Below are 13963 nucleotides of genomic sequence, written 5' to 3' on the forward strand. Positions count from 1 at the left end.
GCCGAGATTGTCCGATGGCTATGACGGCGAAAAGCCTCGCCTCATCGGCGACGAGACGAAAAAGACGATATGTTGTCCGGAGTTGCCGATCGTCAGACGCGCCTCGCGTCGTGGTTGCTGCGAATCCGGCGCTCCGCAAACTCGTTTGTCATCTAACTGAAATAAACATCTGGCATCACCACGGCCGGCACCGCAATGCTTGCCGGCAAAGCTGTTTCATGCGCCGGATTCTTTTTATCGTCGATTGCCAACCGGCCGGCTGCGTCTATGCTGTCCCTGCCGGTATGGCCGAAGAGGGATGACCATGGCCAAGGCGGACAAGACTGCGACAATGAGCCGGCTGCATTCGGCGGCCAGGCTGGCAAGAACCGCGCTGGCGGCCCGGCTCCTGGCGCACGGCTTCTATGCCGGCCAGGACCAGATCATGCTGGCGCTTGACCGCGAGGACGGCCAGACGCCGGGCAATCTTGCCGGTCGCCTCGGAGTGCGGCCGCCCACCATCACCAAGACCATCAACCGGCTGCAGGCCCAGGGTTTTCTGGAAAAGCGCGCCTCCGAGGCCGATGCCCGCCAGGCGCATATCTTCCTCACCGACAGCGGCCGCGAAACCATCCGCGCCATCGAGAAGTCGGTGAAGAAGACCGAAAAGCAGGCGCTGAAGGGCCTCGACAAGAAGGACCAGAAGGCGCTGTTCAAGCTGCTGGCGCGCATCGAGGCCAACCTCTCCAACGAGGAGCTGGTGCTGATCGACGACGACGCCGAGTCGGACGACTGATCAGGCCGTCGCTGGGGCCGAGTCCCGGATCAGCGATGACCAGCGTCCCGGCGTGATGCCGAACGCTTTCTTGAATTGCCTGTTGAAATGGCTCTGGTCGGCGAAGCCGGCCTCGACCGCGATCTGCGCCAGGGGCTCGCCGGCGGTGATCATCCGCCGCGCGCGCTGGAGCCGGCGCATCACCAGGAAACGATGCGGGCTGGTCGAGAAGGCGGCGCGGAAATGCCTCGATAGGGCGTAGCGGTCCAGTCCGGTGACGGCTTCCAATTCGCCGGAACGCACGACGCGCGATGCATTCTCCGTCAGATAGTCGCGCGCCAGCGCCGCCGCCCGCCACGCCGTCCTCGCCATCGGCTTTGCCGGCTGGCCGGCATGCCGTGCCAGGCTTTGCATCAGTTGCGTGAGGAAGTCGTCGACGAACAGTTCGTCGAGTTCCTGCTGCAGCGGCCCCAGCGCCGAAAGCAGCGTGGCGCAGAAGGCGTCATCCCTCACCACGGCGTCGCTGACAAAGGGCAAGGAAGCGCCGCCAAGGCAATCCAGCATCAGCGAGGGTTCGAGATAGAGCATCCTGTAGCGCAAGCCGTCCTCGGTGCCGGCGCCGCCATCATGCAGTTCGTCGGGATGCAGCACGATGATCTGGCCGGGCAGGCTAAGCCTCGTCGCGCCGCGATAGCGAAAACTCTGCACACCATGCAGCGTCACCCCGATCGCGTAGGTGTCATGGCGATGCAGATCGAAGGCGCTGCCATGAAACCGCGCCTCGATCCGCTCCATGCCCGCGGGGTCGGGTGCGGAGATGATGCAGTTCTCCGCCGCATCCGCGCACAAACGTCCAAGACCCCTAGAGGCCTGCCGGTCTAGTTCGAGCGACATCGTCTCCTTCAGCCTCGCAATCGGCGCCTAACCTCGAATGGTCCTTTTCTCATGTTCGATACGAAATTTGCAATCGTCCTGCGGGAAGACTTGCCCGTCTGGCAGAAACTCAACGTCACCGCCTTTCTGACCAGCGGCATCGTCGCGCAGTTTCCCGACATCATCGGCGAGCCCTATCGCGACCGCTCAGGCAATCTTTACAATCCCCTCTCGATCCAGCCGGTCATCGTGCTGTCGGCAGACCAGGCGACGCTCGCCACGATCCATCGGCGCGCGCTGGAACGCGGTGTGACGACCTCGCTCTATGTCGAGGAGATGTTTTCGACCGGCTTCGACGCCGCCAATCGCGCCGTCTTCGCGCAATTCGGCCCCGAGGACGCCAAGGCGGTCGGCATTGCGTTGCGTGCCGAGAAGAAGGTGGTCGACAAGATCACCAAGGGCGCCCGTATGGAGGCATAGCGCGGGAGGCTTGGACTAAGCCTGGCGGCTTCTATTGTTGTGCCAGCAAGCTTAGCGGCGCGGCAGCGGCCGACAATAGGCTTGCCGGCAAGCGACAATTCCCGCAAAGGTGGGCTCCAGCCCAGCTTTTCCCCGGCCAGCAAGTGAATGCTTCCCAAAGATATGTCGAGAGCGCGACGCCGCCGGTGGCGATCCTGTGCATGCTTACCACCTATGTCTTCTTCACCTTCCTCGACACCTCCAGCAAATATCTCGTCCTGGCCGGCGTTTCCGCGCTGATCGTCGCCTGGGTGCGCTTTGCCGTGCATGTCGTGCTGGTCGGCACCCTCTTGCGCGGTTGGCGCGATCCGCTGCGGTTTCGCCCGGTCAACTTGCCGGCGCATGTGCTGCGTGGTGTGTTCCTGTTCGGCTCGACCATGTGCAACATCCTGGCCCTGCGCTCCCTGCAGCTGGCCGAGACGACGTCGATCTATTTCTTCGGCCCGATGGTGATAACCGCGCTTGCCGGCCCGCTGCTCGGCGAATGGGCCGGCTGGCGGCGCTGGCTGGCCATCCTGGCCGCCTTCGCCGGCGTCCTCATCATCACGAGGCCAGGTGTCGGCGTCTTCGGCGTCGGCCATCTCTTCGCGCTCGGCTCGATGCTGTCGAACTGCTTCTATGTCATCATGACGCGCCGCATGTCGTCGACCGAGACGTCGGAAAGCCTGATCCTGTTTTCGGCACTGGCGCCGACGGTGCTGCTTCTGCCCATGCTGCCGTTTTCCTTCTCGCTGCCGCATGATGGCTGGCACTGGTTCATCCTGCTCATGCTTGGCGTCTTCGGCGGTGTCGGGCACTGGCTGCTGGTCCAGGCCTATCGGCTGGCGACAACCACGGCATTGGCGCCCTATCCCTATTCGCAGATGGTCTGGATGATCATTTCCGGCTGGATCGTCTTCAAGCAGTTCCCGGATCGCTGGACACTGCTCGGCGCCGCCATCATCGTCGCCAGCGGCCTCTACATCGTCCACCGCGAGCACCGGCTGCGGCTGCAGAGTCGCGCGGCCTCCGATGTCGAGGCCGAGGCGCTGGCAAAAAAACTTTGATTTGCCCCCGATCGGTGGCATAACGCCGCCTTTAAACTGTTTAGGTAGCAATTCAGCTGGTTCGGGGGGCGCAAGGCGCTGGCACAAAAAATCAAGCTTTCGACGATCGCCGATGCACTCGGCGTGTCCACGGCCACCGTGTCGCTGGCGCTGCGCGACAGTCCGCTGGTTGCCGGCTCGACGCGCGACCGCATCAAGGAACATGCGCGCGCCATAGGCTATATCTACAACCGCCGCGCCGCCAGCCTGCGCACCTCGCGCTCGGGCATTGTCGGCGTGGTCGTCCACGACATCATGAACCCGTTCTTCGCCGAGATCCTGCGCTCGATCGAGAGCGAGCTCGACCGCAGCCGGCAGACCTTCATCCTGTCTAATCACTACGACCAGCTCGAAAAGCAGCGCACCTTCATCGACACGCTGCTGCAACTCGGCGCCGACGGCGTCATCATGTCGCCGGCCATCGGCACGCCAGCCGCCGACATACTGATGGCCGAAGAGAACGGCCTTCCGGCGGTGCTGATCGCCCGCACCGTCGAGGGTGCCGACGTGCCGGTGTTTCGCGGCGACGATTCCTATGGCACCGGGCTTGCCACCAACCACCTGATCTCGCTCGGCCACAAGCGTATCGCCATGATCGGCGGCACCGACCAGACCTCGACCGGCCGCGACCGCTATCAGGGCTATGTCAACGCCATGGAGGCGGCCGGGCTCGAAGTCAAGCCGTCCTGGCGCATCGCCGGTCCACGCACCAAGCAGGCCGGCTTCGAGGCCGCCGGGCAGTTCCTGGCGCTGAAGGACAGACCGACCGCCGCCTGCTGCTGGAACGATCTTGTCGCCATCGGCCTGATGAACGGCATTGCACGCGCCGGCCTGGTGCCGGGCATCGACATCTCCGTCACCGGCTATGACGATCTCGAAGAGGCGGCGATCGCCACGCCGGCGCTGACCACCGTCTGGAACGGCCAACGCGAGGTCGGCCGCCGCGCCGCCAGCGCGCTGCTCGACAAGCTCAACGGGCAGACGGTGCGGCCCTCGCAGGAATTGATCAAGCCGGAACTGCATGTGCGCCAGTCGACCGGCAAGCCGGTGGAGCGGGCATGACCAAAGCCGAACAGCTGCAAGCCGTCGCCATTCTGGTGCCGGCGGAGTTCAGCGACCATGCCGTCCGGCGCATCGACCGGACCTTCAAACAGGTGAGGATCGAGCGCGCCGATCCGGCGCTGGTTACCGACGAGATGCGCCGCACGGTGCGCGGCATTGCCTCCTTTGCCGGCATCAGCGCGGCGATGATGGATGCGCTGCCCAATCTCGAACTCGTCGCCTCCTTCGGCGTCGGCTATGATTCGGTCGATGTCGGCCATGCGGCGGCGAACAACATCATGGTCACCAACACGCCCGACGTGCTGACCGAGGAGGTCGCCGACACCGCGATCGGGCTGCTGATCAATACGATCCGTGACCTACCGCGGGCGGAGAACTGGCTGCGCGACGGCAGTTGGGTGCGCAAGGGCAACTATCCGCTGAGCCGGCTTACCTTGCGCGCGCGCCGCGTCGGGATTTTCGGCATGGGCCGCATCGGACAGGCCATTGCCCGGCGGCTCGAGGCGTTCGGCCTGCCGGTCGCCTACCACAACCGGCGCCGGGTCGAAGGTCTTTCCTACGAGTATCATCCGACGCTGAAGGGGCTGGCGGAAGCGGTGGATACGCTGATTTCGGTGGCGCCTGGCGGGGTTTCGACGCAGAGGGCGGTCAATGCCGAGATTCTGTCGGCGCTTGGCGCCAACGGCGTCTTCGTCAATATCGGCCGCGGCAGCACGGTCGACGAGGCGGCACTCGCGGCAGCCCTTGCCGACGGCACCATCGCCGCCGCCGGGCTCGACGTCTTCGCCGACGAACCGAACGTGCCCAAGGCGTTGCTCGACGCCCCCAACGCCTCCCTGTTGCCGCATGTCGGCTCGGCCTCGCAACACACGCGCCGCGCCATGGCCGATCTGTGCGTCGACAATCTGGTGTCCTGGTTCACCGAGCGCCGGCCGCTGACGCCGGTGCCGGAGACGGCCCACGTGAAGGCTCCCGGCTGACCGGCAGTTTGCCACATTTATTAACGCCGGCTTAACCCTTTGAAATCATTCTGCATCCTGCCTGCATGAACGGATGAAGAATGATGAGAGTGCTTTCCGCATTGATCGCAATCGCCGCCTTGTTTGGCGGCGTTCAACTGTTTCATGACGGCAATGGGGAAAGCGTCGCCGAAGAGGCCGTGCCGTCCAGCACCTCAGGCTGGTCGCAAATGGCGATGACGGAGCCTGCGCGGTGAGCCGCGGGGCCGAAATTTCGGATGGCCTGTCCCTGCTTACTGTTGCTGCGACATGCCGTCGTCTGATGCCCGGCATCGAGCAGGCAAAGTTCTGGCGCGAACAGAATGACGGCACGGTCGCCTTCAGCGCCAACGGCGTCGATCCGATTGTCACTTTCTCGGTTGCAGATGGCGACGGCTACGAATCCTACGCGCCAGCCACGCCCTTGCTGTCGCTGGCGGGTGACCACAAGACCGGCGACTGACTACTCCGCCGCGGCCCGCGAGCCAGCCTTCGCGGCGGCGTGCAGGCGCACCGCATCGCCGAACGCGCGAAAAATCTTGGCCGAGTTGCTGTCCGAGTTGACCCAGTACTCCGGATGCCACTGGACCCCGACAGCAAAGGCGCGGGCTCCCTTGACCGAAACCGCTTCGACCGTGCCGTCAGTGGCGACAGCCTCGATCTCGAGCTTCGACCCGAGCCGGTCGATCGCCTGGCGGTGCAGTGAATTGACCTTGATCTCGCCGGCGCCGAACACACCGGCCAGGCAGCTGCCCGGCTTGATCGAAATGGTCTGGTGGATGGCGAAGCGCTCGTCCTGTTGGTCGCTCACCGGCGCGCGATGGTCGAGCGAGCCCTCGCGTTCCTGGATCTCGGTGCCCAGCGTACCGCCGAGCGCGACATTGAGCTCCTGGATACCGCGGCAAATGGCGAGCAGCGGCACGCCGTGGTCGATCGCCCGGCGGATCAGCGGCAGCGTGGTGGCGTCACGCGCCGGGTCATAGGGACCGTTGGCTTCGCTGGCATCGCCACCATAGAGCGAGGGGTGCACGTTGGATTTCGAGCCGGTGACCATGACGCCGTCGACCGAGGACAGGAGTTCATCGAAGTCGAGCCTGTCGCCGAACGACGGCACCAGCAGCGGGAACACGCCGGCGCCGGCAACCGCCGCTTCCAGATATTGCTGCGGGGCGGCATGCCAGGTGTAGTTATCGAACTGACGGACGTCGGTCGATATGGCGACGAGCGGCTGGTGCATTTTGGGTCTGTTTTCCATTTTGCAAGGGATATCCTGCCCGCAAAATAGGCGATCCCCGGGCATTTTTCCATGCCAAGTTTCAGCGTGTCGCATGGGCCACGAAACCGCCTGTTAGACTATAGTTGCAGTGTCGCATGGCTTGGTCACCAAATCGAGCCGGCGTGCTGGACTCGACTTCTTGCCCGTGTATTGTTTCGGCCAACCGATGCGGGAGCCCGAGGATTTCCCGGATGTCGGTCTGTTGATCCAAAAGGGAGGAAGTGCATGGATCGTCGTTCATTCATTCGCAAGGCCGGCGTGACCGGCGTCGGCGCCGCCGCGGCGGCGGCAACGCTTCCGGCCCCTGCAATCGCCCAGTCCAATCCCAAGGTGACGTGGCGGCTGGCGTCGTCCTTCCCGAAGTCGCTCGACACCATCTATGGCGGCGCCGAAGTGTTCTCCAAGATGCTGTCGGAAGCTACCGACGGTAATTTCCAGATCCAGGTCTTTGCCGCCGGCGAACTCGTGCCGGGCCTGCAGGCCGCCGACGCCACCACCGCCGGCACGGTCGAAGCCTGCCACACGGTGGCATATTATTACTGGGGCAAGGACCCGACATGGGCGCTCGGCGCGGCGGTTCCCTTTTCGCTCAACGCGCGCGGCATGAATGCCTGGCACTATCATGGCGGCGGCATTGACCTGTTCAATGAGTTCCTCGCCACGCAAGGTCTCTTCGGCCTGCCGGGCGGCAATACAGGCGTGCAGATGGGTGGCTGGTTCCGCAAGGAAATCAACACCGTCGCCGACCTCTCCGGCCTCAAGATGCGCATTGGTGGCTTTGCCGGCAAGGTGGTGCAGAAGCTCGGCGTCGTGCCGCAGCAGATCGCCGGTGGCGACATCTATCCGGCACTGGAAAAAGGCACGATCGACGCCGCCGAATGGGTCGGACCCTATGACGACGAGAAGCTCGGCTTCTACAAGGTCGCGCCCTATTACTACTATCCCGGCTGGTGGGAAGGCGGCCCGACCGTGCATTTGATGTTCAACAAGGCGAAATACGAAGAGCTTTCGCCGGCCTACAAATCCCTCCTACGCACCGCCGCGCAAGCCGCCGATGCCGACATGCTGCAGAAATACGATTATGTGAACCCGGCGGCGGTGAAGCGGCTGGTCGCCGGCGGCGCCAAACTGCGTCCATTCAGCCAGGAGGTCATGGCCGCCTGCTTCGAAAAGGCCAACGAGGTCTACGCCGAAATGGAGGCCTCGAACGCGCCGTTCAAGAAGATCTGGGAATCGATCAAGGGCTTCCGCAAGGAGCACTATCTCTGGGCGCAGGTGGCCGAGTACAATTATGACACCTTCATGATGGTCCAGCAGCGCAACGGCAAGCTGTAAAACTGGCTCATCGCATTCGTTCAAGAGACCCCGGGCGACACGCCCGGGGTCTTTCTTTTCAGCTCGGCGAGGAACCGATCTCGGCCGGCGCGGCTTGCGTCTGGCTCAACCCCGACCTGGCACCACCAGCACCTTGACCTCGCCGGGCGCCGGCGGGTTGGCGATCACATCGGCAGCCTCTTCGAGCGGCACCTGCCTGGAGATCAGCCGGTCGATCTCGATCGCCCCCGAAGCGATGAGCTCGGCGGCACGGCGGTGCGTGTAGGGGTTGAGGAACGAGCCGACCATCTTCAATTCCCGAAACAGCAGGTCGAAGGGCTCGAATTCCGCCTTCATCCCTTGCGGCGTCACGCCGACGATAACGACGGTGCCGCCGGCCCTTGCCAGCCGCATCGATTGTTCGACGGTGTCGCGCACGCCGGCGCATTCGAACACCACGTCGGCGCCGCCGGGCATCAGGCCCGCGGGTCCTGCGATGGCATCGATGACATCGCTGGCGGTGGGATCGACCGTCGCCGTCGCGCCGAGCGCCTCGGCAAGCGCGCGCCGCGAAGCCTGCCTGGTCGACAGGATGATGGTGGTAGCGCCGGCCAGTTTTGCCAATTGCACGGTCAGCAGGCCGATCACGCCGCCACCGAGCACGATCACCGAACTGCCCGGCCTGATCTGCGCAAGGTCGACGCCATGCAGGCAGCAGCCAAGCGGCTCGCAGAAGGCGCCATGCGTCGGCGGCAGATCGGCGGGCAGGATGAAAGCCTGTTTCTGCGGCAGCACGACATACTCGGCAAAGCCGCCATCGCGATGGATGCCGATGGCGTTGAGATTGCGGCAGAGATTAACCCGGCCGGCATGGCAATGCGGGCACCGTCCGCAGGCGATGTTGGGATCGCCGGTGACGCGGTCGCCGACGGCGAAGCCGGAGACGGTGTCGCCGACCGCCTCGATGATGCCCGAAAATTCATGTCCGGGCGTCACCGGCGGCCGGCAGGGGAATTCGCCATGGAAAAGATGCCGGTCGGTGCCGCAAACGCCACAGGCCTCGATCCGCACCAGAAGCTCGTCCGGGCCAGGGGCAGGTTTGTCGACTTCCCGCAGCGCAATCCTGCCCACCGCCTCCAGCCGCACCGCTTTCATGGCGCCGTCCCCATCAATTGAAGCTCGGCGGCTGCGAAAGGTCCGGCGCCGGTGCCGCCGGCTTGGCGGGAGGCGTCTCGCCGAAACTCGGCGGTTGCGACAAATCGGGGGCCGGTGCCGTGCCGCCATTGGCCGGTGCCGTGCCGTTTGCCGGTGGCGCGCCGAGCGGCGACAGGCCGGGCACCTCCGGCACCTTGTAGTCGATCGTGCCCGGATCGATCACCGTGCCCTTGTAGCGCATTACCATTTGCGGGAAGGCGATGGTCAGTCCGATCATCACCACCTGGATCAGCACGAAGGGCACCGCGCCCCAATAGATCTGGCCGGTCGTCACTGGCGCGATCTGCTTGCCGGTAAGGCGGTCGAGATAGGGCACGCGGGCGGCGACCGAGCGCAGGTAGAACAGCGCGAAGCCGAAGGGCGGATGCATGAAGCTGGTCTGCATGTTGACGCCCAGCAGCACGCCGAACCAGATCAGGTCGATGCCGAGCTTGTCGGCCGCCGGCGCCAGCAGCGGCACGATGATGAAGGCCAGTTCGAAGAAATCGAGGAAGAAGGCCAGGAAGAAGACGAGGATGTTGACGCCGATCAGGAAGCCGACTTCGCCGCCCGGCAGCGAGATCAACAGGTGTTCGACCCAGAGATGGCCGTTGACGCCGTAGAAGGTGAGCGAGAAGACGCGCGCGCCGATCAGGATGAACAGCACGAAGGACGACAGCCGCGTCGTCGAGGTCAGTGCCTGCCTGATCACGTCCAGCGACAGCCGGCCTTTTGCCGCGGCCATGATCAATGCGCCGACGGAGCCCATGGCGCCGCCCTCGGTCGGGGTGGCGATACCAAGGAAGATGGTGCCAAGCACCAGGAAGATCAGTGCCAGCGGCGGGATCAGCACGATGACCACCTGCTGTGCCAGCCTGGACATCATGCTGAAGTTCAGGCGTTTGTCGGCAACCGCCACGATGTAGATGAAGAGCACCCCGACGGTGGCGCCGAGAATGTCGGCATTGTCGCCATGGGTTGGCGCGAGATAGCGATACGCGGCATAGGAGATGGCCACCGCCACCACCAGCGCCATCAGCAGCGACAGAACACCGTGGCCGAGCGTGCGTGCCTCGAGTGGCAGAGCCGGCACCGAGGTCGGCCGGACGACCGACATGATGAGGATGTAGAGAGCATAGAGGCCGGTCAGCACCAGACCCGGGATCAGTGCGCCGGCGTACATGTCGCCGACCGAGCGGCCGAGCTGGTCTGCAAGCACGATCAGCACCAGCGATGGCGGGATGATCTGGGCCAGCGTGCCGGATGCCGCGATGACGCCGGCAGCCACCCGGCGGTCGTAGCCATAGCGCAGCATGATCGGCAGCGAGATCAGACCCATGGCGATGACGGATGCCGCCACAACGCCGGTGGTCGCCGCCAGCAGCGCGCCGACGAAGATGACCGCATAGGCAAGGCCGCCGCGGATCGGCCCGAATAACTGGCCGATCGTGTCGAGCAGATCCTCGGCCATGCCCGATCGTTCGAGCACGATGCCCATGAAGGTGAAGAACGGAATGGCCAGCAGCGTGTCGTTCGACATCACCCTCGAGCCGTAGAAATTATCCGGCAGTGCGTGAAGAAGCGGCCAGGCGAGATTGATCGATCCACCAGAATAGGGCGAGAGGAGCACGCCGATGAAGAAGAACATCAAGCCGTTGGCGGCCAGGGAGAAGGCCACGGGGTAGCCGATCAGCAGGAAGATGATCAGCGAGGCGAACATGATCGGCGCCATGTTCTGGGCGATGAATTCCATCATGAGCGCACCTCGTCGGCCAGTGCCTTGGCTTCGAGTTCGGCTTGCTCATGTGCCGATATGAACGGATTGGGGTCGTCCATGTCGCCGCGCATGATGGCGATCTTCTTGATGATTTCGGAGATGCCCTGCAGCGCCAGCAGGAAAAAGCCGACCAGCAGGATGGCCTTGGCCGGCCAGATGATGAGACCGCCGGAATTGTTGGACATCTCGCCGCTGCGGAACGACAGGGATACGTACGGAACGAAATAGATGACCATCAGCGTCACGAACGGCATCAGGAAGAGGAGATGGCCGAGAAGGTCGATCCAGTGCTGCACGCGGCGTGAAAACAGGCCATAGACGACATCGATGCGGATATGCTCGTTCTGCTTCAGCGTATAGGCGGCGGCCAGCATGAAGGCGGCGCCGAACAAATACCATTGCAACTCCAGCCAGGCATTCGACGAAATGTCGAAGATCTTGCGGATGACGGCGTTGGCCGCGCTCACCAGGATCGCCAGCAGGATCAGCCAGGATACCGATTTGCCGATGAATTCGTTGAGGCGGTCGATGCCCCGTGACAGAGCGAGCGGCCCTTCCATGCAGTCCTCCCTTGTACCGGAGGCGTGCCGGTTCCCCTGCCGTCACGCCTCGTGGCCCAACGGTATGCCGCGCGTGGCCGGACGGGTCAACACGCATGGAGGCAGCAAACCGGTATCGGATGGAGGGCGGCGCCGGACAAGGGCGGTCTGCCCCGGCGTCATGCAACCAAAGTCTGATGGTTCACACGACCTTGCTGGTGTCGCGGCCGGCCCCGATCAGGATCAGCATGGCCACCAGGAACAGATACATCCACGCATCGCGCCATTCGATCGGGAAATAACCGGCCCACAGTGATTCGGCCATGCCGAAGGCGGCGGCACCCAGGGCCGCCCGTGGCGGCGAGAGATAGCCGCCGACCGCCGTCACGAACAGGATCTTCAGGCCATAGACGAGGCCGGAACCGAAGCTGACATTGCCGTAGTAGAGGCTGGCCATGACGCCGGCCAGCGCGGCGCAGAAGCCGCCGAGCAGCACGGCATGGCGGAACACGCCGCGCACGTCGACGCCGCACAGAGCGGCAGCGCGCGGGTCGTCGGAGACGGCGCGCCAGCGCAGGCCGAAGCTGGAGCGGGCAAACGCGGATGTGGCGAGCGCGACCGCCGCCAGCACCACCGCGCAGTCGAGCACCTGGACCAGCGTCAGCGTCGCCTTGAAGCCGGCGCCTTCGGCGAAAACGATGGGCTGTGCCAGCATTGGCGGCAGCCAAAGATCATGCGTATCGGCCGCGATCCGGCTCGCTTCCGACAGGACGATCAGGATGCCGAGCGTCGTTACCACGATGGCGTTGGGCGAGCGGTCTGCCAACGGTTCGAAGACGCTGCGCGACAGGACATGGCTGATCAGCGCAGCATAAAGGAATGCCGCGACCACGCCGAAAAGCACCGACGCCAACAGCGTCAGCCACAGCACCTGGTAGCCGAAGGCGACGCTCACGATCATTGCCTGTCCGCTGAAGGCGAACAGTGCGCCATAGGCGAGGTTGGTGCGATGCAGGATGCCGTTGATCAGCACGTAGCCGAAGGCGAGCAACGCATAGAGCGCGCCGGAATGCAGCCCATTCAGCACCTGCTGGAAGAAATAGAGCATGCTCAAAACACCAGAGGCATCTCGCCGACAACGGTTTTGGACGACGGAATGCCCAAGACAAAGGCGACGATACCGTGCGCAGCGAGGTTTGCATCGTCGAATCTAACTTGTCAAATGCGATTTATCGGTTAGATTTTGCGACATGACAGTTGCCTGGACCCCGCACCGCTTCACCGGCGGCCTGCTTGCGCTCGATACGGCGAACACCGTCGTCTTGCGCGGCGATCCGGAGCGCACATTCGACCGCTTCGACGATCCGACTGAAATCGCCCGCTTCGCCGACGCGGCCAGCGGTTTTCGCGCCGCCGAACTCGGCGACCGCCGGCTTACCGTGTCTTCGCCGACGGCAATCGCACCCGTGGTGCTGTCGATCCGCGAGACGACCGACCGGCTGTTTCGCGGCGCTGTGTCGAAGGGCGCGGTCGCCACCGCCGACCTGCCCGATTTCCTGCGCGCCTGTGCCGAGGGCCTGGCCGGCAGCCGGATCGAGATCGGCGCGCCGGGAAGGCCGTTCGGCGATCCCCTGGTGCCGATCCCCTTCGAGGCGGCGCTGGCGGTCTCGGCCCTTTCGCTGCTGCGCGACGACACGGTCGCGCGGCTCAGGATCTGCCCCAACTGCACCTGGCTGTTCGTCGACAGAAGCCGCAATTCCAGCCGGCTTTGGTGCGACATGGCGGTGTGCGGCAACCGGCAGAAGGCCAGTCGTCACTATCGCCGCCGCCGCATGGCGGCCCATGAGGTCAAGGATGCCTAGAGGATTTTCACGCGCGCTCGTTGCCGGCGCCATGCTGATCGCCGCCGTGGCGCTCGGCGCCTGCCGCGACACCGGTGGCGAGGGCAAGCTGTTCGAAGTTTCCGGCAAGATATTCGTCTTCAACTACCGTCTCGCCCGGGCGACCTATGTCGTGACGTTGCGGCCCTTGCAGCCGATGGGCGAGGGTCAGGTGGCGGTTGCCAGCTTCCAGAATCCAGCCGGCGGTGCGCCCTTGGTGGTCGAGCAGAAGGTCTGGCCGAAGCTTGACAAGGTCAGCTTGGAGAGCCCAGCGCTGACTTGCATCGTCAAGAACAAACCCTATGCCATCGCCATCAGCATCAAGGGACCAGACGGTGCGGTGCTGCAAAAGATCGACACCACGCTGATGTCGACGGAAGACCAGTCGATCCTGCCCGACCGGCCGCTGGTCATGGACCAGCTCTATACGCCCAATCCCGATCTCGCCGGCCATCCCGACGGCAAGCTGCCGGGCGAGCCGAAGCCGGACTGCTCGAAAGCCGGCTGACACCTTCATCGATTCCGGCGGAATTTTCATGCGCTGTCGCCATGTCGGCGCGCGGTTTCATGCGCTGTCGCCCGCCGCCGAACTGTTTGTTGCGCGTTGCCTGGCCCCTGCGATTTTGTTTGACCTCACTTGCAAGGGGAGAAAGGATGCGTCATCCGACCCCGACGTTGGCTGCCTGCCCCCG

The 13963-nt window shown here is 64.2% G+C and carries 14 protein-coding genes and 1 pseudogene; 9 read left to right on the top strand and 6 right to left on the bottom strand.

Annotated elements, in window-relative coordinates:
* Nucleotides 1-304: 304 nt before the first annotated feature.
* Nucleotides 305-775: a MarR family winged helix-turn-helix transcriptional regulator gene (locus ACWGS8_RS19880; protein WP_032933964.1), complete on the top strand. Its 471-nt coding sequence runs from the start codon at nucleotides 305-307 to the stop codon at nucleotides 773-775.
* On the opposite strand, the gene ACWGS8_RS19885 is transcribed toward ACWGS8_RS19880, so the two are convergent.
* Nucleotides 776-1648 carry an AraC family transcriptional regulator gene (locus ACWGS8_RS19885; RefSeq protein ID WP_454582514.1) on the bottom strand — a complete coding sequence of 291 codons (873 nt, stop codon included), beginning with the start codon at nucleotides 1646-1648 and terminating at the stop codon, nucleotides 776-778.
* A 51-nt stretch (nucleotides 1649-1699) separates the two neighbouring features.
* On the opposite strand from ACWGS8_RS19885, the gene ACWGS8_RS19890 reads away from it, so the two are divergent.
* The 5 genes and pseudogenes from ACWGS8_RS19890 (at nucleotide 1700) to ACWGS8_RS19910 (ending at nucleotide 5754) form a co-directional block, all read left to right on the top strand.
* Nucleotides 1700-2107 carry a DUF2000 family protein gene (locus tag ACWGS8_RS19890; protein WP_454582515.1) on the top strand — a complete coding sequence of 136 codons (408 nt, stop codon included), beginning with the start codon at nucleotides 1700-1702 and terminating at the stop codon, nucleotides 2105-2107.
* Between the two features lie 200 nt (nucleotides 2108-2307).
* Nucleotides 2308-3192 (top strand): DMT family transporter, encoded by an 885-nt coding sequence (locus ACWGS8_RS19895; protein ID WP_454582516.1) that lies wholly within the window; start codon nucleotides 2308-2310, stop codon nucleotides 3190-3192.
* Between the two features lie 78 nt (nucleotides 3193-3270).
* Nucleotides 3271-4293: a LacI family DNA-binding transcriptional regulator gene (locus ACWGS8_RS19900; RefSeq protein WP_454582655.1), complete on the top strand. Its 1023-nt coding sequence runs from the start codon at nucleotides 3271-3273 to the stop codon at nucleotides 4291-4293.
* Nucleotides 4290-5273 (top strand): 2-hydroxyacid dehydrogenase, encoded by a 984-nt coding sequence (locus ACWGS8_RS19905; RefSeq protein ID WP_454582517.1) that lies wholly within the window; start codon nucleotides 4290-4292, stop codon nucleotides 5271-5273. The genes ACWGS8_RS19900 and ACWGS8_RS19905 overlap by 4 nt, the downstream gene beginning before the upstream one ends.
* A gap of 83 nt (nucleotides 5274-5356) precedes the next feature.
* A pseudogene (locus tag ACWGS8_RS19910) lies at nucleotides 5357-5754 on the top strand (hypothetical protein).
* On the opposite strand, the gene ACWGS8_RS19915 reads toward ACWGS8_RS19910, so the two are convergent.
* Nucleotides 5755-6528, bottom strand: coding sequence for a gamma-glutamyl-gamma-aminobutyrate hydrolase family protein (locus ACWGS8_RS19915; protein ID WP_454582656.1), 774 nt, complete (start codon nucleotides 6526-6528; stop codon nucleotides 5755-5757).
* A 264-nt stretch (nucleotides 6529-6792) separates the two neighbouring features.
* Between ACWGS8_RS19915 and ACWGS8_RS19920 the strand changes: the two genes are divergently transcribed.
* On the top strand, nucleotides 6793-7902 hold the full coding sequence (locus tag ACWGS8_RS19920; RefSeq protein ID WP_454582518.1) for a TRAP transporter substrate-binding protein: 1110 nt from the start codon (nucleotides 6793-6795) through the stop codon (nucleotides 7900-7902).
* A gap of 105 nt (nucleotides 7903-8007) precedes the next feature.
* On the opposite strand, the gene ACWGS8_RS19925 is transcribed toward ACWGS8_RS19920, so the two are convergent.
* From ACWGS8_RS19925 to ACWGS8_RS19940, 4 genes are all read right to left on the bottom strand, one after another.
* Nucleotides 8008-9036 (bottom strand): zinc-dependent alcohol dehydrogenase family protein, encoded by a 1029-nt coding sequence (locus ACWGS8_RS19925; RefSeq protein ID WP_454582519.1) that lies wholly within the window; start codon nucleotides 9034-9036, stop codon nucleotides 8008-8010.
* Nucleotides 9037-9049: 13 nt separating this feature from the next.
* Nucleotides 9050-10831 (bottom strand): TRAP transporter large permease, encoded by a 1782-nt coding sequence (locus ACWGS8_RS19930; protein ID WP_454582520.1) that lies wholly within the window; start codon nucleotides 10829-10831, stop codon nucleotides 9050-9052.
* Complete coding sequence (locus ACWGS8_RS19935; protein WP_454582521.1) at nucleotides 10828-11412, bottom strand: TRAP transporter small permease subunit; 585 nt, start codon at nucleotides 11410-11412, stop codon at nucleotides 10828-10830. Before ACWGS8_RS19935 ends, ACWGS8_RS19930 begins: the two co-directional genes overlap by 4 nt.
* A 181-nt stretch (nucleotides 11413-11593) precedes the next feature.
* Nucleotides 11594-12499, bottom strand: coding sequence for a branched-chain amino acid ABC transporter permease (locus tag ACWGS8_RS19940; protein WP_454582522.1), 906 nt, complete (start codon nucleotides 12497-12499; stop codon nucleotides 11594-11596).
* A 142-nt stretch (nucleotides 12500-12641) separates the two neighbouring features.
* Between ACWGS8_RS19940 and ACWGS8_RS19945 the strand changes: the two genes are divergently transcribed.
* Both ACWGS8_RS19945 and ACWGS8_RS19950 read left to right on the top strand, forming a co-directional pair.
* The gene (locus tag ACWGS8_RS19945; RefSeq protein ID WP_454582523.1) at nucleotides 12642-13253 is read left to right on the top strand and encodes a CGNR zinc finger domain-containing protein; all 612 of its coding nucleotides are present in this window, start codon (nucleotides 12642-12644) and stop codon (nucleotides 13251-13253) included.
* Nucleotides 13246-13779: a hypothetical protein gene (locus ACWGS8_RS19950; protein WP_454582524.1), complete on the top strand. Its 534-nt coding sequence runs from the start codon at nucleotides 13246-13248 to the stop codon at nucleotides 13777-13779. The genes ACWGS8_RS19945 and ACWGS8_RS19950 overlap by 8 nt, the downstream gene beginning before the upstream one ends.
* Nucleotides 13780-13963: the final 184 nt, after the last annotated feature.

Source organism: Mesorhizobium sp. 43Arga, from assembly GCF_053714255.1.

Excerpts from the sequence above, each read along its gene's own strand:
- ACWGS8_RS19920 (WP_454582518.1), top strand. The coding sequence starts at position 6,793 with ATGGATCGTCGTTCATTCATTCGCAAGGCCGGCGTGACCGGCGTCGGC.
- ACWGS8_RS19880 (WP_032933964.1), top strand. The coding sequence starts at position 305 with ATGGCCAAGGCGGACAAGACTGCGACAATGAGCCGGCTGCATTCGGCG.
- ACWGS8_RS19935 (WP_454582521.1), bottom strand. The coding sequence starts at position 11,412 with ATGGAAGGGCCGCTCGCTCTGTCACGGGGCATCGACCGCCTCAACGAA.
- ACWGS8_RS19945 (WP_454582523.1), top strand. The coding sequence starts at position 12,642 with ATGACAGTTGCCTGGACCCCGCACCGCTTCACCGGCGGCCTGCTTGCG.
- ACWGS8_RS19890 (WP_454582515.1), top strand. The coding sequence starts at position 1,700 with ATGTTCGATACGAAATTTGCAATCGTCCTGCGGGAAGACTTGCCCGTC.
- ACWGS8_RS19925 (WP_454582519.1), bottom strand. The coding sequence starts at position 9,036 with ATGAAAGCGGTGCGGCTGGAGGCGGTGGGCAGGATTGCGCTGCGGGAA.
- ACWGS8_RS19905 (WP_454582517.1), top strand. The coding sequence starts at position 4,290 with ATGACCAAAGCCGAACAGCTGCAAGCCGTCGCCATTCTGGTGCCGGCG.
- ACWGS8_RS19895 (WP_454582516.1), top strand. The coding sequence starts at position 2,308 with ATGCTTACCACCTATGTCTTCTTCACCTTCCTCGACACCTCCAGCAAA.
- ACWGS8_RS19915 (WP_454582656.1), bottom strand. The coding sequence starts at position 6,528 with ATGCACCAGCCGCTCGTCGCCATATCGACCGACGTCCGTCAGTTCGAT.
- ACWGS8_RS19930 (WP_454582520.1), bottom strand. The coding sequence starts at position 10,831 with ATGATGGAATTCATCGCCCAGAACATGGCGCCGATCATGTTCGCCTCG.
- ACWGS8_RS19950 (WP_454582524.1), top strand. The coding sequence starts at position 13,246 with ATGCCTAGAGGATTTTCACGCGCGCTCGTTGCCGGCGCCATGCTGATC.
- ACWGS8_RS19940 (WP_454582522.1), bottom strand. The coding sequence starts at position 12,499 with ATGCTCTATTTCTTCCAGCAGGTGCTGAATGGGCTGCATTCCGGCGCG.
- ACWGS8_RS19885 (WP_454582514.1), bottom strand. The coding sequence starts at position 1,648 with ATGTCGCTCGAACTAGACCGGCAGGCCTCTAGGGGTCTTGGACGTTTG.